The 20,980-nt window shown below is 73.3% G+C and carries 21 protein-coding genes; 4 read left to right on the forward strand and 17 right to left on the reverse strand.

What is annotated here, in order from left to right; translation table 11 throughout:
- Nucleotides 1-14: 14 nt before the first annotated feature.
- The 6 genes from ACFQZY_RS13020 to ACFQZY_RS13045 form a co-directional block, all read right to left on the reverse strand.
- Nucleotides 15-944, reverse strand: a complete 930-nt coding sequence (locus ACFQZY_RS13020; RefSeq protein WP_377416408.1) for an NAD(P)-dependent oxidoreductase — start codon at nt 942-944, stop codon at nt 15-17.
- Nucleotides 941-1,621: an RraA family protein gene (locus tag ACFQZY_RS13025; protein WP_377416410.1), complete on the reverse strand. Its 681-nt coding sequence runs from the start codon at nt 1,619-1,621 to the stop codon at nt 941-943. Before ACFQZY_RS13025 ends, ACFQZY_RS13020 begins: the two co-directional genes overlap by 4 nt.
- A 56-nt stretch (nt 1,622-1,677) precedes the next feature.
- Nucleotides 1,678-2,676: a Bug family tripartite tricarboxylate transporter substrate binding protein gene (locus ACFQZY_RS13030; protein WP_377416412.1), complete on the reverse strand. Its 999-nt coding sequence runs from the start codon at nt 2,674-2,676 to the stop codon at nt 1,678-1,680.
- A gap of 4 nt (nt 2,677-2,680) precedes the next feature.
- Entirely contained in the window at nt 2,681-3,577 is an 897-nt protein-coding gene (locus ACFQZY_RS13035) for an amidohydrolase family protein (protein WP_377416414.1), read from the reverse strand.
- A gap of 39 nt (nt 3,578-3,616) precedes the next feature.
- The gene (locus ACFQZY_RS13040; RefSeq protein WP_377416416.1) at nt 3,617-4,603 is read right to left on the reverse strand and encodes a Bug family tripartite tricarboxylate transporter substrate binding protein; all 987 of its coding nucleotides are present in this window, start codon (nt 4,601-4,603) and stop codon (nt 3,617-3,619) included.
- A gap of 201 nt (nt 4,604-4,804) precedes the next feature.
- Nucleotides 4,805-5,905 (reverse strand): porin, encoded by a 1,101-nt coding sequence (locus tag ACFQZY_RS13045; protein WP_377416418.1) that lies wholly within the window; start codon nt 5,903-5,905, stop codon nt 4,805-4,807.
- A 101-nt stretch (nt 5,906-6,006) separates the two neighbouring features.
- Here ACFQZY_RS13045 and ACFQZY_RS13050 point away from each other — a divergent pair, with 101 nt between their 5' ends.
- The 3 genes from ACFQZY_RS13050 (at nt 6,007) to ACFQZY_RS13060 (ending at nt 9,632) form a co-directional block, all read left to right on the forward strand.
- Nucleotides 6,007-6,786 (forward strand): IclR family transcriptional regulator, encoded by a 780-nt coding sequence (locus ACFQZY_RS13050; protein ID WP_377416420.1) that lies wholly within the window; start codon nt 6,007-6,009, stop codon nt 6,784-6,786.
- A 174-nt stretch (nt 6,787-6,960) separates the two neighbouring features.
- Nucleotides 6,961-9,372 (forward strand): ATP-binding protein, encoded by a 2,412-nt coding sequence (locus tag ACFQZY_RS13055; RefSeq protein ID WP_377416422.1) that lies wholly within the window; start codon nt 6,961-6,963, stop codon nt 9,370-9,372.
- A gap of 56 nt (nt 9,373-9,428) precedes the next feature.
- Nucleotides 9,429-9,632, forward strand: coding sequence for a hypothetical protein (locus ACFQZY_RS13060; RefSeq protein ID WP_377416424.1), 204 nt, complete (start codon nt 9,429-9,431; stop codon nt 9,630-9,632).
- On the opposite strand, the gene ACFQZY_RS13065 is transcribed toward ACFQZY_RS13060, so the two are convergent.
- The 10 genes from ACFQZY_RS13065 to gspG all read right to left on the reverse strand — a co-directional run bounded on the left by ACFQZY_RS13065 (nt 9,619) and on the right by gspG (nt 18,787).
- Nucleotides 9,619-11,010 (reverse strand): GspE/PulE family protein, encoded by a 1,392-nt coding sequence (locus tag ACFQZY_RS13065; RefSeq protein ID WP_377416426.1) that lies wholly within the window; start codon nt 11,008-11,010, stop codon nt 9,619-9,621. The genes ACFQZY_RS13060 and ACFQZY_RS13065 overlap by 14 nt on opposite strands.
- Before the next feature lie 15 nt (nt 11,011-11,025).
- Nucleotides 11,026-13,284, reverse strand: coding sequence for a type II secretion system secretin GspD (gene gspD, locus ACFQZY_RS13070; protein WP_377416428.1), 2,259 nt, complete (start codon nt 13,282-13,284; stop codon nt 11,026-11,028).
- A 5-nt stretch (nt 13,285-13,289) separates the two neighbouring features.
- A complete protein-coding gene (gene gspN / locus ACFQZY_RS13075) occupies nt 13,290-14,093 on the reverse strand; it encodes a type II secretion system protein N (RefSeq protein ID WP_377416430.1) in 804 nt (267 codons plus the stop codon).
- 14 nt (nt 14,094-14,107) lie between these two features.
- Complete coding sequence (gene gspM / locus ACFQZY_RS13080) at nt 14,108-14,614, reverse strand: type II secretion system protein GspM (RefSeq protein ID WP_377416432.1); 507 nt, start codon at nt 14,612-14,614, stop codon at nt 14,108-14,110.
- Nucleotides 14,611-15,816: a type II secretion system protein GspL gene (gene gspL, locus ACFQZY_RS13085; RefSeq protein WP_377416434.1), complete on the reverse strand. Its 1,206-nt coding sequence runs from the start codon at nt 15,814-15,816 to the stop codon at nt 14,611-14,613. Before gspL ends, gspM begins: the two co-directional genes overlap by 4 nt.
- Nucleotides 15,817-15,904: 88 nt before the next feature.
- Nucleotides 15,905-16,861 (reverse strand): type II secretion system minor pseudopilin GspK, encoded by a 957-nt coding sequence (gspK, locus tag ACFQZY_RS13090; RefSeq protein WP_377416436.1) that lies wholly within the window; start codon nt 16,859-16,861, stop codon nt 15,905-15,907.
- Nucleotides 16,858-17,574 carry a type II secretion system protein J gene (locus ACFQZY_RS13095; RefSeq protein ID WP_377416438.1) on the reverse strand — a complete coding sequence of 239 codons (717 nt, stop codon included), beginning with the start codon at nt 17,572-17,574 and terminating at the stop codon, nt 16,858-16,860. The genes gspK and ACFQZY_RS13095 overlap by 4 nt, the downstream gene beginning before the upstream one ends.
- 1 nt (nt 17,575) lies before the next feature.
- Complete coding sequence (gene gspI / locus ACFQZY_RS13100) at nt 17,576-17,935, reverse strand: type II secretion system minor pseudopilin GspI (protein ID WP_377416440.1); 360 nt, start codon at nt 17,933-17,935, stop codon at nt 17,576-17,578.
- Nucleotides 17,932-18,375 (reverse strand): type II secretion system protein, encoded by a 444-nt coding sequence (locus ACFQZY_RS13105; RefSeq protein ID WP_377416442.1) that lies wholly within the window; start codon nt 18,373-18,375, stop codon nt 17,932-17,934. The genes gspI and ACFQZY_RS13105 overlap by 4 nt, the downstream gene beginning before the upstream one ends.
- Nucleotides 18,350-18,787: a type II secretion system major pseudopilin GspG gene (gene gspG / locus ACFQZY_RS13110; protein WP_377416444.1), complete on the reverse strand. Its 438-nt coding sequence runs from the start codon at nt 18,785-18,787 to the stop codon at nt 18,350-18,352. Before gspG ends, ACFQZY_RS13105 begins: the two co-directional genes overlap by 26 nt.
- 41 nt (nt 18,788-18,828) lie before the next feature.
- Between gspG and ACFQZY_RS13115 the strand changes: the two genes are divergently transcribed.
- Complete coding sequence (locus tag ACFQZY_RS13115) at nt 18,829-19,290, forward strand: type II secretion system protein N (protein ID WP_377416446.1); 462 nt, start codon at nt 18,829-18,831, stop codon at nt 19,288-19,290.
- Between the two features lie 11 nt (nt 19,291-19,301).
- On the opposite strand, the gene ilvA is transcribed toward ACFQZY_RS13115, so the two are convergent.
- Entirely contained in the window at nt 19,302-20,858 is a 1,557-nt protein-coding gene (gene ilvA / locus ACFQZY_RS13120) for a threonine ammonia-lyase, biosynthetic (protein WP_377416448.1), read from the reverse strand.
- Nucleotides 20,859-20,980 lie beyond the last annotated feature (122 nt).

The raw sequence follows: 20,980 nt of genomic DNA on the forward strand, positions 1-20,980 counted from the left end.
GGGGCTCCCTCGGGTCAGGCGGCCACGGGCTGGGCCAGCACGTCGAGCACGTTGCGGGCCGCGCCCAGGCCCATGTTCACGTAGGCATCCGAGGTGACGCCGCCGATGTGCGGGCTCAGCAGGATGTTGGCCACGCCGTGGAACGGGTGCGGCACGGTCATGGGCTCGACGGCGAAGCTGTCCAGGGCGGCCATGGACACCTGGCCGCTGTTCACCGCGGCCAGCAGGTCGGCCTCGTTGATCAGGCCGCCGCGGGCGGTGTTGACCACGATCACGCCCTTCTTGCACGCAGCCAGGGTGGTGGCATTGAGCAGGCCGCGGTTGTCGTCGGTCAGCGGGCAGTGCAGCGAGATGGCGTCGGCCTCGCGCCAGATGGTCTCCAGGTCCACCACGCGGATGTACTCGGGCAGGTTCTTGGCGAAGGGGTCGAAGCCGATGACCTTCATGCCCAGGGCGTCGCACATGCGGGCGAAGCGCTGGCCGATGGCGCCCAGGCCGATGAGGCCGATGGTGCGGCCATGCAGCTCCACGCTCTTGTGCGTGGCCTTGTCCCAGTGGCCGGCGTGCATGCGCTCATTGAGCTTGACGACCGACTTGGCGCAGGCCAGCAGGCCGGCCAGGGCCTGTTCGGCCACGGCGGCGGCGTTGGCGCCGACGGCGGCGCGCACCGCGATGCCGCGGGCCTGGGCGGCGGCCTTGTCGATGGTGTCGGTGCCGCTGCCATGCTTGGAGATCACGCGCAGCGAGGGCGCGGCGTCCATGGCCTCGGGGCCCACGCCGCCGTAGCGCACGATGATGGCGACCGGGTCATGCTGCTTGCACAGGGCGACGATGTCGTCCTTGCTCGGCGTCTTGCCGGCGTAGACGATGTTGAAGCCTTCCAGCAGGGCCAGGGCCTGGGGCGCGAGGTCCGCGGCGGTGATGAGGATGCTGCGGGCGCTCACAGGGTCTCTCCTTCCTTCAGCGCGCCGGCGGCGCGCAGGGCGGACTGCAGCCAGGAGGCGGCGGTGTTGCCTTCCTTGATCTGGGCGATGCGCTTGGCCTCGTCCTCGACCTTCTTGTGGCAGGCCGGGATCATGGCAGCCAGCTTGGCGCGCTCGACGACCACGACGCCGTCGGCATCGGCCTGGATGAAGTCACCGGGGTTGACGGTGACGCCGCCGCAGCTGATGGGGTGGCCGATGCGGCCGGCGACGTTCTTGGTCGGGCCGTTGGGGTTGGTGCCGACGGAGAAGACGGGGAAGTCCATCTCCTCGATCTCCAGGCTGTCACGCACGGCGCCGTCCATGATCACGCCGGCGATGCCCAGCTGGCGGCAGGCCGTCATCATGATGGTGCCCATGAGGGCCGAGGTCTGGTCGCCCTTGCCGTCGATGACCAGCACGTCGCCCGGCTTGGCCAGGGCGATGGCGGCATGGATCATGAGGTTGTCGCCGGGGCGCACTTCCACGGTGAAGGCCGGGCCCGCCACCTGCATGTTCGGGCGCAGGGCCTTGATGCGGCCATGCATGGCGCCGCGGCGGCCGGCGACGTCGGCCAGGATGGCGGCCTGGAAGCCGGCGGCCTGGGCCACGAGTTCGGGGGAGACGCGCTCGAAGTCGCGGATGATGTCCTGGGTCATGTCTGGGTCCTCGTTGGAGTTGATGTTGAAGTTGAGGGCGGCGCGATCGAGAGGGCTCAATCGGCCTTGATGTTTCCGGTGCGGATCACGCGGGCCCAGGTGGCGGAGTCGGCGGCCTGGGTGTCGGCCAGCGCCTTGGGGGCGCCGCCGACCAGGGTGACGCCCAGCTTGTCGGCCAGCTCGGTGATGGCGGGCTCGCGCAGGGCCTTGTTGATCTCGGCGTTGAGGCGCTGCACCACCGGGGCCGGCGTGCGCGCGGGCAGGTACACCGCCTGCCACTGTTCGACCACGAAGTCCTTCTGGCCGGCCTCGGCCATGGTCGGCACCTCGGGCAGCTGCTTGAGGCGCGCGGCGGACGTGACCGCCAGGGCGCGCAGCTTGCCGGCCTTCACGTGCGGCAGGGCCGCGGCCACCGGCGCGAACATGAACTGCACCTGGCCGCCCAGGGTGTCCTGCAGCGCCGGGGTGTCGCCCTTGTAGGGGACGTGGATGAACTTCACGCCGGTGCGCTGCGCCAGCAGCTCGGCCTGCATCTGCAGGATGGTGCCGTTGCCGCCGGAGGCGAAGGCGATCTCGCCCGGCTTCGCCTTGCCGGCGGCGAGCAGGTCGGCGACCGACTTGAACGGCTGCGCCGGCGCCACCACCAGCAGGTGGGGGATGGTGCCGACCAGGGCCACCGGCTCCAGGTCACGCAGCGGCTCGTAGGGCAGCTTGCCCATGAGGTGCGGGGCGATGGCCTGGGCGCCGATGGTGGTGTGCAGCACGGTGAGGCCGTCGGGGTTGGCCTTGGCCACGAAGGCGCCGCCGATGGTGCCGGTGGCGCCGGGCTTGTTGTCGACGACGACCGTCGCACCCAGCGAGGCCGCGAGGCGCTGCGCGATCGCGCGGCCCATCACGTCGGTGCTGCCGGCGGCCGGATAGGGCACGACCCAGGTGACCGGGCGACCGGCGGGCCAGTCGCCCTGGGCCAGGGCCGCCGGGGCGAGCGTGGCCGCGGCCAGCGCGGTGAAGGCGCCGAGCAGGCGGCGGCGGGAAGGCAGGTTCGAGGGGTTCATGGCGTCAGTCCGTGAAGGGGTGGGGGGCGAAGCCGTAGAGGCGTTCGGGGTTGGCGACGAGGATCTGGTGCAGGCGCCGCGCATCGCCCGCCCACTGCGCCAGGCGATCGACCTGGCGGGCGTCGTCGGGCATGGGCTGGCGCCCGGCGGAGGCGGTGGCATGGGGCCAGTCGCTGCCCCAGACCACGCGGCCCGGCGCGGCGTCGATGAAGCTGCGGGCCAGGTCGTCGAGGCCGGGGTCCTCGACGCTGCCCTGCGGGCTGACGAGGTAGCCGCCGGAGACCTTGACCCAGGCGCGGCCCGCGCCCAGGAGCTCGAGCAGGAGCGCATGCGCCGGCTCGCGGCCCTGGCCGCCGGGCGGGATGCGGCCGAAGTGGTCGAACACCAGGTCCACCGGCAACCCGCGCAGCACCGGGGCGAGCGCGGTCAGTTGCGCCGCCGGCATCAGCAGCTGCAGGTGCCAGCCCAGGGGCGCGATGCGCCGGGCGATGCGGGGGATGGAGCCGGCGTCGTTCGTCGCGCCCAGCGAGAGGTTGATGCGTACGCCGCGCACGCCCTGCGCATGCAGGCCGCGCAGGCTGGCCTCGTCCTCCTCGCCGGTGAGGACGGCCACGCCGCGGGCCTCGACGCCGCGCTGCGCCAGCTGCGCGAGTCCGGCGAGCAGGAGCGTGTTGTCGGCGCCGTAGGTGGAGGGCGTGACCAGCACCGCGCGCGCGGTCCCCATGCGCGCCTGCACCTGCAGGTAGTCGTCGACCGTGGCGTCGGGCGGGAACAGGGTCGCGCCGGGCGTGGCCGGCACGCGGGCGTCATACACGTGGAGGTGGCAGTCGCACGCGCCGGCAGGCAGCGGCGTGGCGGCCACGGCCTCGCCGGCGGAGAAGGGGTAGCGGCCCTGGCTCACGTGTGCACCTGCTGCAGGCTCGGTCGTGCTCGGTCGTGATCAGTCGGCCTTGGCGCCCGATTCCTTGACGACGCGGCCCCACTTCGCGATGTCGGACCGGATCAACTGGCCGAACGCGTCGGCCGTGGCGGGCGTGACGTCCAGGCCCTGGTCCTCGAGCTTCTTGCGCAGGTCGGGCGAGGCCAGGGCCTTGCCCAGTTCCGCACCCATCGTGGCGGCCACGCCGGCGGGCAGGCGCGCGGGGCCGAGCAGGCCGAACCAGGTCACCGCCTCGAAGCCCTTGAAGCCGGACTCGGCGACGGTGGGCACCTGGGGCAGGTCGTCGGTGCGCTTGCTCGAGGTGACCGCGAGGGCGCGCAGCTTGCCGTTCTTGATCTGGCCGAGGAGCGTCGGCACCGAGGACGTGTACAGGTGCACCTGGCCGCTGATCACGTCCGTCATGCCCTGGGCCGCGCCCTTGTAGGGCACATGGGTCAGCTTGACGCCGGCCTCGCGCTGGAGCAGCTCGGTCGCCAGGTGGGCCACGGTGCCATTGCCGGAGGTGGCGTAGTTCAGGACGCCCGGCTTGGCCCGCGCCGCGGCGATGACGTCGGCCAGGGTGCGGTAGGGCGAGTTGGCCGCCACCACCAGCGCCAGCGGCGCGCTGCCGATCAGGCCGATCGGCGTGAGGTCGTTGACCGGGTCGTAGGGCAGGCGGGTGTACAGCGTGGGGTTGATCGCCAGGTTGCTGGTCTGGCCGACCACCAGGGTGTAGCCGTCGGCCGGCGCCTTGGCGGCGGCATCGATGCCCAGGTTGCCGCCCGAGCCGGGCTTGTTCTCGATGACGAAGTTCCACTTCGTCGTGGCCTGCAGCTTGTGCGTGACGTCACGGGTCACCGTGTCGGTGCCGCCGCCCGCAGGGAACGGCACGATCACGCGGATCGGCTTGGCGGGCCAGGTATCAGCGTGGCTGGCAAAGGGGGCCAGGGCGATGAGGGCGGCGAGGGCCGCTGCCTGGCGGCGCGAGAAAGAGGGATTCACTGGCATGTCTCCGGTCATGGGCAGGTGCCTGGCCCGCCCTGGGCGAACTGTAGAAGGGTGTTTCACTGATCGCAAATGAACTGCATCAAGTGCAGCGTGTTTCGCGGTGTGAAAGATTTGTGCTGGGGAAGGAAGCCCCCGGGCCTGTGCCGGGGGGCCGGCACGGCGCCGTCACGGCGCCGTGCCCTGGGTGATGCGCGCTGCGCCTCAGAAGGTGTAGCGCAGGCCCACGTCGTAGCCGGTGGACGACTTGTTGGCGCCGGTGGTGGCGCCGCCCAGGGCGACGCTGGCGCCGCCGGAGTTCGTCACGCGGGCGACGGTGGCATAGGCCACGGTGTCGGGCAGCAGGTTGTGGACGTAGCCGACGGCGTACTTCCGGGACTCGGGCTGGCCGGCCGCGTTCGTGCCGTAGCGGGAGATGGCGACCTTGACCTCGCCGGTGGCGACGGGGGCGATGCCGCCCACCGACCAGCCGGTGGCCTCCAGCGGCACGGTGCGGCTCACGCTGTCGCGGAAGTAGCCCGTCATCGCCTTGAACTTGCCGAAGTCGTACTGCACGCCGATGTTGCTGGAGGTGATGCTGCCGGTCGTCGCGGTGGTCAGGTACTTGGTGCGGCCGGTGGCGACCGACACGTTCAGCTTGCCCACGGCGTAGCCCAGGCGCACGCTGTCGCCGCTGCCGCTGTCCGGCTCGGTGGAGTTGCTGGCGTTCTCGCCGAAGTAGTGCTGCACCTGGCCGTAGATGCCGTAGCGGTTGGCGGGCAGGAAGTACGCAATGATGTTGGAAGCGCGCGTGCTGGTCGGGCCGCCCTGCGTGGCCTGGTGCGGCAGCAGGGTGCCGACGCCGACGTTGGAGAACGGGTCCACTTCGACGCGGTTGCGGTAGTGGGCGGTGAAGTCGCGGCCCAGGCGCACCTCGCCTGCGGAGCCCACCAGGCTCACCGTGGAACGGCGGGCGAAGGTCAGGCCCTGCGTGCCGGCGGTGGCGGTGCTGGTGCCCGAAGCCTGGTTGTTGGTGTTGGTGGCCTGGCCTTCGCCGGAGTCGGTCGAGACCTGCGCCTCGTAGACGAAGTTGGCGGACAGGCCGTCCTTGAGCTTGCGCTCGCCCTTGAAGCCCAGGCGCGAGGTCTGGTTGCCGCCGGAGTTCAGGGCGGACTTGCTGGCCACGCTGCCGGAGCCGTGGGTGTAGGCCGCATCGGCGACGCCGTAGATCGTCAGGCTGGTCTGCGCGGTGGGCTGCACCGTGGTCTGGGCGGCCGCTGCCGAGGCGATGGCGCACAGCGCCAGGGGGAGGGTGATCTTCTTCAAGTTAAGTCCTTTGGTTTGGGAAAGCAGGTCTCCTGCCGGGGCGGACTCTAGGTAGGTACTCCACTGCGTACAATGCAGCTGCGTACAGTGAAAGGAGCTTCATGCCGCGAAACGCCCCCGCGCCCACCCCCGCCGCCCCTGCCGGCCCCGGTAAATCCGCCGACGGCGGCGTCATCGCCGTCACCCGCGCCCTGCAGGTGATGGAAGCCTTCCGCATCGGCGAGCGCCAGCTGTCGCTGGCCGAGTTGAGCCGCCGCACCGGCCTGCACAACACCACGGTGCTGCGCCTGGCCCGCACCCTGGCCCTGTCCGGCTTCATGGTGCAGAACGAGGACGGCCAGTGGCGCCTGGGCCCTGCCGCCGGCTGGCTGGGCGCGCGCTACCAGGCGGGCTTCGACATCAACAACGTGGTGGAGCCGACCCTGCGCTCGCTGTCCCAGGTCACGCAGGAGAGCGCCTCGTTCTATGTGCGCGAGGGCAACGAGCGCGCCTGCATCTCGCGGGTCGAGGGGCCGCAGTCGGTGCGCCACCACGTGCGCATCGGCATGCGCCTGCCGCTGGACCTGGGCGCGCCGGGCCGGGTGATCCTGGCGTTCTCGGGCGAGCAGGGCGAGGTGTACGAGTCGATCCGCCGCTGCGGCTACCACCTCTCGATGGGCGAGCGCGACGCCCAGGTGTCCAGCGTGGCCGCGCCGGTCTTCGGCCTGAACTGGCACCTGCTGGGGTCCATGTGCATCTCGGGGCCGACGTCGCGCCTGACCAAGTCCCGGCTGGAGGCCCACGCCCGCACGGTGATCGACGCCGCCAACCGCCTCTCGTATGCGCTGGCAGGCGCGCGCTCCGAGGAGACGCCCCGGGTCGTGTCGACCTGGCATCCCTGAGGAAAATTTCGCACCCGGGCGGCGCCTGACGCGCCGGCGTCCCGGTTTCGCGCGGCGCCGGCGCCGGCGGGCCTATCGTGGGCGGTCCACGGCACGCCTTGCCATGCCCAGCCTGCACCCCGCGAACCCGCCCACGCCCTGCCGGGGGCGCGCCGTGGCGGGTGGAGCCGCGCCATGACGCTGTGGCGCGGGGTGGCCCGCTACGCCCTCGCCCTGGCACTGACCGGCCTGGCACTGGCCGCACGCTTCGCGATGGTCGGCCTCCTGCCGCAGGCGGGCTTTCCCTTCCTCTCGTTCTTCCCCGCCGTCCTGATCACCACCTTCGTGGCCGGGATCGGCCCCGGGCTGCTGGCGTCGGGCCTGAGCATCCTCGCCGCCTGGTACTGGTTCATGGGCGACCCCGCCGGGTTCGGCGCCATGGGCCATGCGGACCTCGTGGCCCTGGCCTTCTTCTCGGGCGTGCTGCTGGTCGACTGCGTGGTGATCCAGGTGATGAACACCGCCCTGCGGCGCGCGCACCGCGCCGAGCGCCAGGTGCGCGACACCGGCGACCGCGTGCGGCTGGTGCTGGACAAGCTGTCCGCCCATGTGGCGCTGCTCGACGCCGACGGCACGCTGCGCGAGGTCAACGAGGCGCCCCTGGCAGCCTACGGCCTGCGCCGCGAGGACCTGGTCGGCCGCCGGCTGTGGGACCTGCCGTGGTGGACGGCCGGGCCGCAGGGGGGCGACGCCGTGCGTGAGGCCGTCGGGCGCGCGGCGCGCGGGGAGGTGGTGCGGCGCGACATCGAGGTCCGGCGCCGCGACGGCGCCGCCATGACGGCGGATTTCCAGCTCGCCCCGCTGGAGGATGGCGAGGGCCCGCCCCGCAGCCTCGTGGCCTGCGTGGTCGACGTCACCGCGCGCGTGCAGGCGCTGGTCGACCTCGAGCACAGTCGCGCCGAGGCGCTGTCCGCCGCCGCGGCGGCCGAACGCGAGCGCCGCCTGCTCGACGCCACCTTCAACACCGTGCCCGCCGGGATCATCGTGGCCGACGCCCAGGGCCGCCTGCTGAGGATGAACCGGGCCAACCGCCGCATCTGGGGCATCGCGCCGTACTCGGACACCATCGACGGCTACGGCGAGTGGAAAGGCTGGTGGGCCGGCGACTCGCCGCGCGCCGGCCAGCGGATCCAGGCGCACGAGTGGGGCCTGGCGCGCTCGGTGCTGCATGGCGAGGAGTGCCACGACATCGTCGAGGTCGAGCCGTTCGACCGGCCCGGCCAGCGGCGGGTGACGATGCTGGCGTCCGCGCCGGTGCTCGACCCGGCGGGACACATCGTCGGCGGGGTGGTGGTGCAGGTGGACATCACCGAGCGCATCGAGGCCGAGCGCGCGCTGCGCGAGACCGACCGGCAGAAGGACACCTTCCTGGCCACGCTCTCGCACGAGCTGCGCAACCCGCTGGCCCCGATCCGCGCCGCGGCGCACGTGCTGCGGCTGTCCGCCCTGCCCGGCGAGCGCGCGCGCAACGCGGTGGCGGTGATCGAGCGCCAGGGCACCCAGCTCACGCGGCTGGTCGACGACCTGCTGGACATCTCGCGCCTGAACTTCGGCAACCTGAGGCTGCGGCGCGAGCCGGCCGACCTGCGCGAGGTGGTCCGCAGCGCGCTCGAGGTGGGTGGCGCCTGCCTCGAGGCCAGCGGCCACGCCCTGCAGGTGGACCTGCCCGAGGCGCCCGTGGAGGCCGAGGTGGATGCGGCGCGGCTGGCGCAGTGCGTGTCCAACCTCGTGAACAACGCCTGCAAGTTCATGCCCCCGCCGGGACGCGTCGACGTGACCCTGGCGACGCGCGGGTCGGACCAGGGCCCCGAGGCGGTGATCCGCGTGCGCGACACCGGCCAGGGCATCGCGCCGGACATGCTGCCCCGGGTGTTCGAGCTGTTCGCGCAGGAGCACCGCAGCGGCCACTCGGGCAACGCCGGGCTCGGCATCGGGCTGGCGCTGACGCGGCGGCTCGTCGAGCTCCATGGCGGCCGCGTCGACGCGCGCAGCGCGGGGCCGGGCCGCGGCGCCGAGTTCGAGATCACGCTGCCGATGCGGGCGCCGGCTGCGCCACCGCCACCCCCCGCGGCCCCGGCCCTGGCCCTGGCCGCTTCTGATGCCGCTGCTGCTGCCGCCGCGCCCCAGGCGCCCCCGGACCCGGCCCCGGCCCCGGCCCCGGCGCGGGCGCCGGAGGCCTCCACCGTCCTCGTGGTCGACGACAACACCGACGCCGCCGACACCCTGCAACTGCTGCTGGAGATGCAGGGCCTGACGGTGGTCACCGCCGGCGACGGCGCGGGCGCGCTGGCGCAGGCGCGCCGCCACCACCCGGGCGTGGTCGTGCTGGACATCGGCCTGCCGGACATGACCGGCTACGAGGTGGCGCGGCGCCTGCGCGCCGAGGCCGGCGAGGGCGAGCGGCCGGTGCTGATCGCGCTGACCGGCTGGGGCCAGGCAGCCGACCGCGCGCGCGCCGCCGAGGCCGGCTTCGACCACCACCTCACCAAGCCGGCCGACCCGGACCGGCTCGCCGCCATCCTGCGCTCGCATCTGCAGCCCGCGTGAGGCGCCTCGCAGCCAGCGGCCAGACCTTGCCTGTTCCCGCTCCTGGAGCCCAAGCCATGTGCCCCGATGACGATGTCCCCGTGCCCGAACCCGTGCCCCCGGTAAACGACCCTCGCGCGCCCGCGCCGCCGAAGCCGCCCTCGGTACCCCCCGACGAGGAGGACGGCAGCACGCCGCCGCCGATCGAGCTGCCCGGGCGCGGCGGCGTGCCCGAGCGCGTGCGGCGCGCGGCGCGCGAGGTGCGGCTCAGTCGCGCGTGACGCGCACCAGCTCCTCGCGCGAGGTGACGCCCTCGCGCACCAGGCGTTCGCCGTCGTCGCGCATCAGGGTCATGCCGCCGGCGAGGGCGGCCTCGCGGATCTGCGCTTCGCTGGCGCGGTTGTGGACCAGCGCGCGGATCGCGTCGTCCGCCGCCATCAGCTCGAAGATGCCGGTGCGGCCCTGGTAGCCGGTCTGCCCGCACTCGCCGCAGCCCGCGCCGGCGCAGGCGGGGCAGCGCTTGCGCACCAGCCGCTGCGCCAGCACGCCGAGCAGGGAAGAACTCAGGAGGAAGGGCTCCACGCCCATGTCGGTCAGGCGGGTGACGGCGCTGGAGGCGTCGTTGGTGTGCAGCGTGGCCAGCACCAGGTGGCCGGTGAGCGAGGCCTGGATGGCGATCTGCGCGGTCTCGTAGTCGCGGATCTCGCCGATCATGATGACGTCGGGGTCCTGGCGCAGGATGGCGCGCAGGGCCTTGGCGAAGTCGAGGTCGATCCTGGCGTTGACCTGCGTCTGGCCGATGCCGGGCAGCTCGTACTCGATCGGGTCCTCCACCGTCATGATGTTGGTGGTGTGGGCGTCCAGCCGCGAGAGCGCGGCGTAGAGCGTGGTGGTCTTGCCTGAGCCGGTGGGGCCGGTCACCAGGATGATGCCGTGGGGCTGCGCGATCAGCTGCTCGAACCGCTGCAGCGTCTCGCCGGCCATGCCCACCGACTCGAGACTGAGCTTGCTCTCGCTCTTGTCCAGGAGGCGCAGCACGGCGCGCTCGCCATGGGCGCTGGGCAGGGTGGAGACGCGCACGTCCACCGCGCGGGTGCCGATGCGAAGGCTGATGCGCCCGTCCTGCGGCAGCCGTTTCTCGGCGATGTCCAGTTCGGCCATGATCTTCAGGCGCGAGATCAGCGCCGCGTGCAGCGCGCGGTGCGGCTGCACCACCTCGCGCAGCGTGCCGTCGACCCGGAAGCGCACCGAGGAGTGGCGCTCGTAGGGCTCGATGTGGATGTCGCTGGCGCCGTCGCGCGCGGCCTGCGTGAGCAGCGCGTTGAGCATGCGGATGATGGGCGCGTCGTCGGCGGTCTCCAGCAGGTCCTCCACCGCGGGGAGCTCCTGCATGATGCGCGAGAGGTCGGCGTCGGCCTGCACCTCGCTGACCACGCTGGCGGCGCTCGACTCGCCCTGGGCATAGGCCGCGGTGATGCGCTGGGCCAGCGCGCCGGCGTCGAGCTGCTGCAGCTGCGGCAGGCCGTGGCGGCGTACCACCTCGCTCCAGGCGCTGCCGGGGGGCTGGCCGGCATGCCACAGGGTCAGCTCGCCGGCGTCCTCCTCCAGCAGCAGCTGGTTGCCGCGGGCGAAGGCATAGGGCAATGGGTAGCGGGGCATGGCAGGCGCCTGGGCTTACTGGCGATCGGTCGCGGGCGGCAGGGGCGCCGGGACCGGCAGGGCCGGTGCGGGCACCGGCGCCGGGGCGGCGGCGGGCGGGGTGGCCTGGGGCGGGCGCGCGGGCAGCGGCGGCATGACCAGCGTGCCGTCCACCGGCAGCACCGCGCTTGGCACCGGCTGCGCCGCCAGCTGGCGCGTGCGCATCAGGTCATAGCGGTCCAGGGTCAGCGCGTCGCCCTGCGCGCCATCGCGCAGCACCACGGGACGCAGGAACACCATCAGGTTGGTCTTCTTGCGGCTGCGGGTCTCACTCTTGAACAGGCGGCCGAGGAAGGGGACGTCGCCCACGCCGGGCAGCTTCTGCTCGGTGCCGGCGTACTCGTCCTGCAGCAGGCCGCCCAGGACGATGACGCCGCCGTCGTCCACCACCACGTTGGACTCGATCGAGCGCTTGTTGGTGGTGGGGCCGTTGGGCGCCTTGTCCGTGCCGGCCTGGACGCTGGAGACCTCCTGGAAGATCTGCATCTTCACCGTGCCGTTCTCGCTGATCTGGGGGCGCACGCGCAGGGTCAGGCCGACGTCCTTGCGCTCGATGGTCTGGAAGGGGTTCACGCTGCCGGTGCCGCTGCCGACGTTGGCGTTGGTGTACTGGCCGGTCACGAAGGGCACGTTCTGGCCGATGACGATCTTGGCTTCCTCGTTGTCCAGCGTCAGCAGGTTGGGCGTGGACAGCACGTTGCCGTCGGCCTGCGACTCGATGAAGCGGGCGAGCGCCGCCAGCAGGTAGGTGCCGTTGACGTTGCGCACGATGCCGATGTTGGCGCCGGTGGCGGGCAGCGCGGCGCCGCCGCCCGTGGCCAGCGAGATGATGTTCTGCCCGCCGATGCTGAAGTTGGTGCCGGCCACGCCGAACACGCTGCTGTTGCTGTTGCCCAGGATGTTCTGCCACTGGAAGCCGAACTCGGCGGCCTTGTCGGCGTTGACCTCGGCGATCAGGCTCTCCACGTAGACCTGGGCGCGGCGCGAGTCGAGCCGGTCGATCACCGCGCGCAGCTGGCGGTACTGGGGCTCGGCCGCGGTGATGATCAGCGAGTTGGTGGCCGGGTCGGCCTGGATCTGGCCGCCGGTCTGCACCTGGGCGGTGGGCTGGATCGCGGCGGTCGCGGGGCTGGCGCCCGCGGCGACGCCGGCCTGCACCGCGGTGGCCACCGGCGCCGCTGCGGCCACGGGGGTGGCGGTGGCGCCCGTGGCGGCGGCCGCGGGCATGCCCGCCATGGCGGCGCGCAGCGTGGTGGCCAGGCGCGTGGCCTCGGCGTTCCTCAGGTAGACCACGTGGATGTTGCCCATCGCGTTCTGCGTCGAGGGCTGGTCCAGGCGCTCGGTGATGGAGCGAACCAGGTTCATGCGGGCGGCGTTGGGCGCGCGCACGATCAGCGCGTTGCTGCGCGGCTCGGCGATCACGGTGGTGCGCAGCGCGGCGTCGATGCCGGCGGCCGCGGGCGCGCCCCCGGCCGCGGCGCCTCCGCCCTCGACCAGCCGCTGCACCAGCGGCGCGAGGTCCGGCGCCAGCGCGTGGCGCAGCGGGATCACCTCGACGTCGGTGGCGTTGGAGATGTCGAGCGCGGCGACGATGCGCGCGATGCGCTGCAGGTTGTCCGCGTAGTCCGTGATCACCAGCGAGTTGTTGCCGGGGTTCACGTTGATGGTGTTGTTCGGGCTGATCAGGGGCCGCAGGATCGGCACCAGGTTGTTCGCCGACTCGTGGTTCAGGCGGAAGATCTGCGTGACCATCTGGCTGCCGGCGGGCGCACTGCCCACCGACACCGGCCCGCCCTGGAGCTTGGCGTCGGCCTCGGGCACCACCTTGAGGATGCCGGCCGCGTCGACCACGGTGAACCCCGACAGGCGCAGCGTGGCCAGGAAGGTGTTGTACGCGGCCTGCGGCGGGACGGGCCTCTCGGTGGTGAGGCTCATCGTGCCCTTGACCCGCGGGTCCACCACGATGTTGCGGCCGGTGATGCTGGCCATGGTGCGGGCCACGGCCTCGATCTCGGCGTTGGTGAAGTTCAGCGTGACCGGCTCGCCCGCGGCGGGGCGGGCCGCCGGCGCGCGCGCGGGGGCTGCCGGTGCGGGTGTCGCGGCGGCTGCCGGGGCCGGGGCCGCGGCCTGTGCGGGCGCGGAAGCCGGCGCCTGGGCGAGGGCCGGGTCCGCGGCGAGCAGGGCCAGCACGGCGGCGATCACGGCGGCAGGAGAGGAGGGCTTGTGTGCGGACATGGTCGTCACCCTATGGTGATGAGGGAGCGCGCCCCCTGGCGCTGCCCGATGATGTTCAGGAGGTTGGACAGGGCCGCCTCGCGTTCGGGCGCGGCCGCGGCCTCGCCGGAAAAGCGCAGGCGGGCGCCGGCCCAGTGGCCCTGACCGGACAGCAGGAGGCTGCCCTCGAGCGTGTCCAGGCGCAGGGCCGGCGTGTCGCCGCCGGCCAGGCTCAGGCGGTAGCTGCCCATGGGCCGCAGTGTCGACAGGCGCGAGGCGATCCGCAAGGCCGAGACTTCGGCGCCGCCCGAGACCTCGAGGCCCCGGCGTGTCCAGCGCAGGGCCAGCCCGCGCGTGGCGAGCTGCAGGTCGCCTTCGAGCTGCAGGGTGTTCCAGGGCGTGCCCAGGCCGGCGAGCAGGGCCGCCGGCCATTGGGTGGGCGCGGCATCCAGCACGGTGAGCTGCGCGCCGTCCCCGCGGGCCTGCAGGCGCACCTGCAGCGGCTGCGGCGTGCAGCAGTCGGCCGACAGCGCCAGCCCCAGGCCGGTGAGCGCCGGTCGCATGCGCCAGGCCAGGCGGGACGGCAGGGCCGCGGCGTCGCGGCTGCCGGGGCCGCCGGTGAGCACCAGGCGGGCCGAGCCGTCCCAGAGCGTGCCGCGCGCGTCCTCCAGCACCACGCGGCCATCGCTGGCGCCGGCCACGGCCTGCGCCAGCCAGCGCGCCGGCGCGAACAGGACGAGGGCGGCGGCGAGCCCGGCCAGCGCGCCCGAGACGGCCCAGCCCCAGGGCGCGCGGCGCGGCGCGGGCAGCAGGGGCAGGGCGCGGGCCATCGGGCGCGGGGGCCTCAGCGGGGGGGCAGGGCCAGCACCACGGTGCCGTCCCAGGTGCCCTGGGGGTTGCGGGTCAGCCGGGCCTCGCCGGCCTGCGCGCGCGCATCGACCCGCGCCTTCGCGAGCCAGCGCGCCAGCGCGTCGCCGGGGATGCCGTTGACGGCCAGCGTCGCGCTGTCCCCGGCGGGCACGAGTTGCGCGGCCTCGCCGAGCGGGCGTGTCGCGGCCTCGAGGGCGCGCATCGCGTCGTCGTGGTTCATGCGCGGCTGCGACTGCATGGCGCTCGCCTGGGCCTGCAGTGCCTGCATCCGCTGCAGCAGCGCGTCGGCCGCGGCCTGCTGCGCGGGCGCGGTGCGCAGCGTGGCCAGGGCCGGGGCCAGCGCCACGCCCCATACCAGCGCCACGCCGACGACGAGGGCCGCCAGGACCAGCAGCGCGCGCTGGCGTGCGGGCTGGGCCTGCCACAGCTGGCGGGCCTGCGCGAGGCGGGGGTGTCGTGCGAGTGCCTTCATGTCCTTCATGTGCCGGACTCCGTGCGCAGCACCAGCAGCTCGCCCTCCAGGCGGGCGGCGAGACCCTGGCTTCGCAGGCGGGGCTCGGCGGCGCGCAGGTCGGTCTCGGTCCAGCCCAGGCCGCGCACGCGCAACTCGCCGGCGACGTACTCCAGGGCGGTGATGCCGCGCTGCGGTGCCACGGCGGCCAGCGCGCCGAGCAGGGTCTCGAGGTCGCGCGAGCCGGCGGTGCCGGTGGCCTGGCGCAGGGCGTTGACCTCGCGCTCCATCTGCAGCGGGGCGTCGACCACCAGCTTCACGTGCGGAAAGGTCTGCGTGAGCACGGCGCGCGCGGCCTGCTGCTTGGCGGCCAGCGAGGCGCGCTCGCGCCAGGCCCAGGCATTCAGGCCGACGAGGTGGGCGGCCACCAGCGCGACGAGGCCCCACCGCAGCGGCCGCCACTGCGGCGCGTGCAGCAGGCCGGCGAGGCCGGTGGTGAGGCGCTTGACGGTGCGCGCGCGCCCGGAGCTGGCGAACTCGAACTGGGCCAGGTCCCAGTCGCCCTGCGCCGCCTCGAGCCAGCGCTGCGCGGGGGCCTGCAGCACCATCGGGCGCTGTAGTAGCTGCTCGGCGTGGGCGGCGAGCGCGGGCTCGGCGAAACAGGGCGCGTCCTCGGGCAGCGGCGGCAGCAGGGGCAGGCCGGCCGACGACAGCGGCAGCACGGTCACACCCTCGGCATGGCGCACCAGCCACTGGGCCGACTCGGGCTCGCCGCGCGCGTGGAGGGCCGTGGGCGTGCCGGGGGACAGCTCGGGCACCACGCGCATCGCCGGCCGGCCGGCGGCTTCCAGCGCCTGCAGCGCCCCGCGCAGCCAGGCCCGGTCGCAGGCCGCCACCCAGGCCGGGCCGCCGGGGGCGGCGCCGGGCTCCAGTGCGAAGTGCAGGGATTCGGGGTCGTCCAGCAGGCGGTCTTCGAGCAGGCCCTCGAGCGCGGCGCGCAGGCGCGGCGAGCTGGCGGACAGGCCGCGGGGCCAGTCGATGCGGTGCCAGGACAGGGCCTGCGCCGGGACCACGGCCACCACCTGCGCGCCGGGGCCTGTGGCCTGGGGCAGCAGGTTCGCCGCCGCGCGGCCCGAGGCGCCGGGCGTGCGGCCGTCGGCCGACAGCACGTAGGCGAATTCGGTGGAGCCCGTCACGGGGGCGGTCGGCAGCAGGAGGTAGAGCGAACTCATGGACTGCGGCCATTGTAGGGACGGGTTCGTGACAGCTGGAACCCGAGTAAGACTCTGCACGGATCCGCTGGCCCGTGCGGGGCCTGCCTCAGCGAGGCGGCGCGGTCGAGGCGCTGGCTTCGCGCCAGAGCGTGCGCACGCTGGTGTTCTGTCGCTGGACCACGCTGCGCTCCTCGACGATGGCCCGGTCCAGCCGCACCCGGCCGCGGATCTCGAAGAACTGGCTGGCCGTGGCGGCCAGGGGCGTCTCGACGGCGCCCTGGCCCTCGTCGAGCAGTTTCAGGGCGTCGGACAGGTTGCGGAAGTGCGCGGACTGCCGGGCCGTCACCATGCGCTGCGCGTCGGCCAGGCCGATGCCGGGGATCACCGCGAAGATCGCCTGCGCGCTGGCGGTGTTCAGGTTGACCGTGGTCTTCGCGGGCAGCAGCGTGGCATGTGGGGCCAGCGCCTGCAGGGTGCGCGGCGACAGGCCGAGCCGCTCCAGGTCGGCCATGCGCAGCGCCGGCAGGGGCGCCAGCGGGTCCCGGGCGCCGGCGGCGCGGGACCGCAGCAGGTTGGACTGCAGCGCCTCGAGCTCGGTGGGCGGCAGCCCGAGCACGTCGAACAGGCGCTGGAAGGCGCGCAGCCCCGCCTCGGACGGCTTGCCGTCCTCGACGAGGTCGTTCACGTTCAGCCGCGACTGCAGGTCGGTGATGCTGCCCGAGAGGAAGGCCTCGTCGACCACCGAGCCCTCGGGGGCGGCCTGCCGGTCGGCCGCGAGGAAGGACGACAGCCGCGCCTCCTGCAGCGGCAGGGCCCAGGGCTCGCCGAGGTGGTCCACGCCGCCGGACTTGGCGTCCTCGATCAGGATCAGGCGGCCCCAGTCCAGCGCGCCGGTGAGGATCCAGCTGGCCTGCATGCGCGTGCGCTCGGCGCCCTCGACCTCGACGGCGCGCCACTGCTGCCACAGGCCGGCGGCTGCGAGCGTGGCCACCAGGGCCACGGTGAGCATCGCCGAGAGCAGGGCGGCGCCGCGCTGGGCGGGGCTCGGACGGCGCGCGCTCACGAACGGCCTCCCGCCACGCGCGGGCTGGCCCAGTCCAGCGTGAGGGTGCCGCCCAGGGGGTGGTCCGGCGGCAGCGTGAGGATGGCGCGCACCCCGTCGGGCAGCACGTTCGAGCCGTCGGCGCGGGCCTGCTGGCCGGTGCCGCTGCCGGTACCGCGCGGGGGCGCCTCGCTGCCGGCGGCCGGCTCGTCGCTGGACAGCGGGTTGGTCCATGCGCCGCCGCGGAAGAAGAACACCTGCCACTGGGCCAGCGGCACCACCGCGACTTCGGCCGCGCGCTCGGCATCGCCCGGGTTCTGCGACCAGGTGTCGGCGCGCAGCCAGGCCTGCTCAAGCTCGCTGCGCGTGGCCAGGACGGGCGACTGCCACCGCAGCCAGGTGGTGCGGCCCTCGACCACGCGCCGAGTCCAGGCGGCCACCACCAGGCCCTCGGGCATGCCGGGCGGGGCGCGCCGCGTCAGGCGCAGCACGCGCCCGTTCCAGTCGAGGGCGGAGCGGTCTGGGACCTGGGCGATCGCGTCGAGGTCGGTGTTCCATTGCGCAAGGCCGACCTGCAGCGCCAGCACGTGGTCGGCGCGCTCCTGCGTGGCGGCCTGGGCGCGCGTCATGCCGTCCAGGCCGCGCCAGGCGAGCACGGCGACCAGGGACATGACGAACAGCGCCACCAGCAGTTCGACCAGCGTGAACCCGCGCAGGGCGTGGCGGCCGGCCATCTCAGAAGCGCCCCACGATGGTCGACACCCGCAGCACCGGCTCGGCGCCGCGCCGCACGTTGGCGTCGACGCGGCGGAAGTTCGGGTTGGGCGTGGCCGCCACGGCCAGCGCCACCTCGAAGGTCTCGCCGCCCTGTTCGCAGCTCGCTACCGTCTCGCCGATGCCGGGCATCTGCTGCGACAGCCGCACGCCCACCAGCGCGTTCTCCGCGCACAGGCGGGCCAGGAGCACGTCGGACTGGCGCCGGGCGTTGTCGGTGAGGGCCGCGGTCGCCTTCAGGCCGGCGGCCAGGGCGATGGCCACGATGCCCAGCGCCACCAGCACCTCCACCAGCGTGAATCCGCGCTGGGGGGCTCTCATGGGTTCGCGCCTTCCACGCGGAAGGGGCGCAGGCCGTCGGTGGCCACGCGCAGCCGGCGCCCCGGCAGGCTGGCGGACTCGAGCACCACGGCCTGCGCGCCGATCAGGGGCTCGGGGCCGAGGAGCAGCGCGGTGGTGCCCTGCACCCTCACGTCGCCGGACTGCCACTGCGCAGGCAGGCTTCCGGCGGCGGCGCCCTCGAAGCGGAAGCCGTTCTCGGTGGGGACCCAGCGTATCGGCTGGCCGGTGCTGCGCGATTGGGCGCGGCCCGCGTCCAGCAGGGCGGCCAGGCGCAGCGCCTCGCGTTCGAGCTGGTTGCCCGCGCTGTCCCGGATGGCGAAGGCCACGCCGGCGGTCGCAATGGCGATGATCGCCACCACGACCAGCAATTCGATCAGGGTGAAGCCGGCCTGCTTACTGCCAGCTGCCGATGTCGGCATTCTTGCCTTCGCCGCCGGGCTGGCCGTCGGCGCCCAGCGACAGCACGTCGATCTCGCCCTTCACGCCGGGGTTGAGGAACTGGTAGGGCCGGCCCCAGGGGTCGGCCGGCAGCTTCTCGAGGTAGGGCTTCCAGTTGGGGGGCACGGGCTGCGCGGTGGGGCGCGTGACCAGTGCCTGCAGGCCCTGCTCGCCGCTCGGGTAGCGCTGGTTGTCCAGGCGGTACAGCTTGAGGGCCTGCATGAGGTTGTTGACGTCGGTGCGTGCGGCGGTGACGCGGGCGTCATCGGCGCGGTCGAGGACGTTGGGCACGATGAGGGCGGCCAGCACGCCGATGATCACCAGCACGACCATCAGCTCGATCAGGGTGAAGCCGGCAAGGCGGCGCAACAGGAAGCCGGTTCTCTTCATCATCTCGACATCTCGAAGGGGGTGTGGGCCATGATAATCGACGCATGTTGCACGCGACCCGCTCCGCACGCGCCCAGCGCTGGCTGGTGGGCGCCGCCACCTTCGTGGTGTGGGCGCTGGCGGTGCTGGGGGCGGCGTACTGGGGCCTGCGCATCGCCGGCACTGGTGCTCGGGCTTCGGCGGCGCCCGCGGTGGTGCGCCAGCCCGAGGCGCCCGACCCGGCGGCCATTGCGCGCCTGCTCGGCGCGGTCGGCACGCCGGGCGAGCCGGCCGCGGCGCCAGCCCTGGCCAGCCGCTTCGTCCTGACGGGGGTGGTCGCCGGCGCAACCGGCGCCGGCGCGGCGCTGATCGCGGTGGATGGCCGCCCGCCCAAGCCCTTCGCCGTGGGCAGTGCGGTCGAGGCCGGTCTGGTGCTGCAGTCGGTGGAAGGCCGCCGCGCCCGCCTGGGCCCGGCCCCGGGCGCCCCGGCGGCGCTCACCCTCGAGTTGCCGCCGCTGCCGCAGTAGGCCGGCCGCGCTCAGGCGCGCAGGAACAGCCGGTACACCGGGTTCTGCGTCTCGTCCACGAACGGGTAGCCGAGCGTGTCGAGGAAGGCCTGGAACTGCGCCTCCTCCGACGGCGGCACCTGCAGGCCGACCAGGATGCGGCCATAGTCCGCGCCCTGGTTGCGGTAATGGAACAGGCTGATGTTCCAGTTCGGCTGCATGTGCGAGAGGAACTTCATCAGCGCGCCGGGCCGCTCGGGGAACACGAACCGCAGCAGGCGCTCGTCCTGCGCCAGGGCCGAGTGGCCGCCGACCATGTGGCGGATATGTTCCTTGGCCAGGTCGTCGTGCGTGAGGTCCAGCGCCTCGAAGCCGTGCTTGCTGAAACTGGCCGCGATGCGGGCCGACTCGCCGCGCCCGTGCGTGGTCAGGCCCACGAACACATGGGCCTGGGCCGCGTCGCTGATGCGGTAGTTGAACTCGGTCACGTTGCGCGGCCCGCCGGGCAGCTCGCCGATCAGGGCGCAGAAGCGGCGGAAGCTGCCCCGCTCCTCGGGGATGGTCACCGCGAGCAGCGCCTCGCGCTCCTCGCCCACCTCGGCCCGCTCGGCGACGAAGCGCAGGCGGTCGAAGTTCATGTTCGCGCCGCACAGGATGGCGGCGTACGTTTCACCGCGGGTCTTGCGATCGGTCACGTACTGCTTGATCGCGGCCACGGCCAGCGCCCCGGCAGGCTCGACGATGCTGCGGGTGTCGACGAACACGTCCTTGATCGCGGCGCACACCGCGTCGGTGTCGACGGTGACGTAGTCGTCCACCAGGTCGCTGGCGATGCGGAAGGTTTCCTCCCCCACCAGCTTCACCGCGGTGCCGTCGGAGAACAGGCCCACGTCGGACAGAGTGACGCGCTCGCCGGCCTCGACGGACTGCAGCATGGCGTCGGAATCGTTCATCTGCACCCCGATCACCTTGACCTCGGGCCGCACCGCCTTGATGTAGCTGGCCACGCCCGAGATCAGCCCGCCGCCGCCGATGGCGACGAACACCGCATCGAGCGGGCCCTGGTGCTGGCGCAGGATTTCCATCGCGATCGTGCCTTGGCCGGCGATCACGTCCGGGTCATCGAACGGGTGCACGAAGGTCAGGCCCTGCTCCTTCTCCAGCGTCAGCGCATGCTGGTAGGCGTCGGAGTAGCTGTCGCCGTGCAGCACCACCTCGCCGCCCAGGGCCTTGACCGCCTCCACCTTCACGCCGGGCGTCGTTACCGGCATCACGATCACCGCACGCGAACCCAGGCGGTGCGCCGACAGCGCCACCCCCTGGGCGTGGTTGCCGGCCGAGGCGCAGATCACGCCGCGCTCGAGCTGCCCGGGCGTGAGCTTGGCCATCTTGTTGTAGGCGCCGCGCAGCTTGAAGCTGAACACCGGCTGCTGGTCCTCGCGCTTGAGCAGGATCTTGTTGTGCAGGCGACGGCTGAGGTTGCGCGCCGGCTCCAGCGCCGACTCGACCGCAACGTCGTAGACCCGGGCCGTCAGGACACGGCGGAGGTAGTCATCAGGGGTCAAGGCAGAGTGTTCGGCGCTCGTCATGTTGTTACAAGAAGACAATACGTTTTACCTAATTACACCAACACGCCTGGGCGAAATGTCATGGTCACGGGTTGAGCAACTTGTAACAGTTGGGCGGACCAGCTCTTCCGTCCAATTGTCAT

Origin of the sequence: Ramlibacter sp. GCM10027632 (genome assembly GCF_042675325.1) — a bacterium.
Lineage (GTDB): Bacteria > Pseudomonadota > Gammaproteobacteria > Burkholderiales > Burkholderiaceae_C > Ramlibacter.

What these genes read in the sequence shown, in the direction of transcription:
- ACFQZY_RS13065 (WP_377416426.1), bottom strand. Translation starts at nt 11,010, where the DNA reads ATGCCCCGCTACCCATTGCCCTATGCCTTCGCCCGCGGCAACCAGCTG.
- gspL (WP_377416434.1), bottom strand. Translation starts at nt 15,816, where the DNA reads ATGAGTTCGCTCTACCTCCTGCTGCCGACCGCCCCCGTGACGGGCTCC.
- ACFQZY_RS13040 (WP_377416416.1), bottom strand. Translation starts at nt 4,603, where the DNA reads ATGCCAGTGAATCCCTCTTTCTCGCGCCGCCAGGCAGCGGCCCTCGCC.
- gspM (WP_377416432.1), bottom strand. Translation starts at nt 14,614, where the DNA reads ATGAAGGACATGAAGGCACTCGCACGACACCCCCGCCTCGCGCAGGCC.
- ACFQZY_RS13055 (WP_377416422.1), top strand. Translation starts at nt 6,961, where the DNA reads ATGACGCTGTGGCGCGGGGTGGCCCGCTACGCCCTCGCCCTGGCACTG.
- ACFQZY_RS13095 (WP_377416438.1), bottom strand. Translation starts at nt 17,574, where the DNA reads ATGGCCGGCCGCCACGCCCTGCGCGGGTTCACGCTGGTCGAACTGCTG.
- ACFQZY_RS13050 (WP_377416420.1), top strand. Translation starts at nt 6,007, where the DNA reads ATGCCGCGAAACGCCCCCGCGCCCACCCCCGCCGCCCCTGCCGGCCCC.
- ACFQZY_RS13025 (WP_377416410.1), bottom strand. Translation starts at nt 1,621, where the DNA reads ATGACCCAGGACATCATCCGCGACTTCGAGCGCGTCTCCCCCGAACTC.
- ACFQZY_RS13105 (WP_377416442.1), bottom strand. Translation starts at nt 18,375, where the DNA reads ATGCCGACATCGGCAGCTGGCAGTAAGCAGGCCGGCTTCACCCTGATC.
- gspD (WP_377416428.1), bottom strand. Translation starts at nt 13,284, where the DNA reads ATGTCCGCACACAAGCCCTCCTCTCCTGCCGCCGTGATCGCCGCCGTG.
- ACFQZY_RS13060 (WP_377416424.1), top strand. Translation starts at nt 9,429, where the DNA reads ATGTGCCCCGATGACGATGTCCCCGTGCCCGAACCCGTGCCCCCGGTA.
- gspG (WP_377416444.1), bottom strand. Translation starts at nt 18,787, where the DNA reads ATGATGAAGAGAACCGGCTTCCTGTTGCGCCGCCTTGCCGGCTTCACC.
- ACFQZY_RS13030 (WP_377416412.1), bottom strand. Translation starts at nt 2,676, where the DNA reads ATGAACCCCTCGAACCTGCCTTCCCGCCGCCGCCTGCTCGGCGCCTTC.
- gspI (WP_377416440.1), bottom strand. Translation starts at nt 17,935, where the DNA reads ATGAGAGCCCCCCAGCGCGGATTCACGCTGGTGGAGGTGCTGGTGGCG.
- gspN (WP_377416430.1), bottom strand. Translation starts at nt 14,093, where the DNA reads ATGGCCCGCGCCCTGCCCCTGCTGCCCGCGCCGCGCCGCGCGCCCTGG.
- ilvA (WP_377416448.1), bottom strand. Translation starts at nt 20,858, where the DNA reads ATGACGAGCGCCGAACACTCTGCCTTGACCCCTGATGACTACCTCCGC.
- ACFQZY_RS13115 (WP_377416446.1), top strand. Translation starts at nt 18,829, where the DNA reads ATGTTGCACGCGACCCGCTCCGCACGCGCCCAGCGCTGGCTGGTGGGC.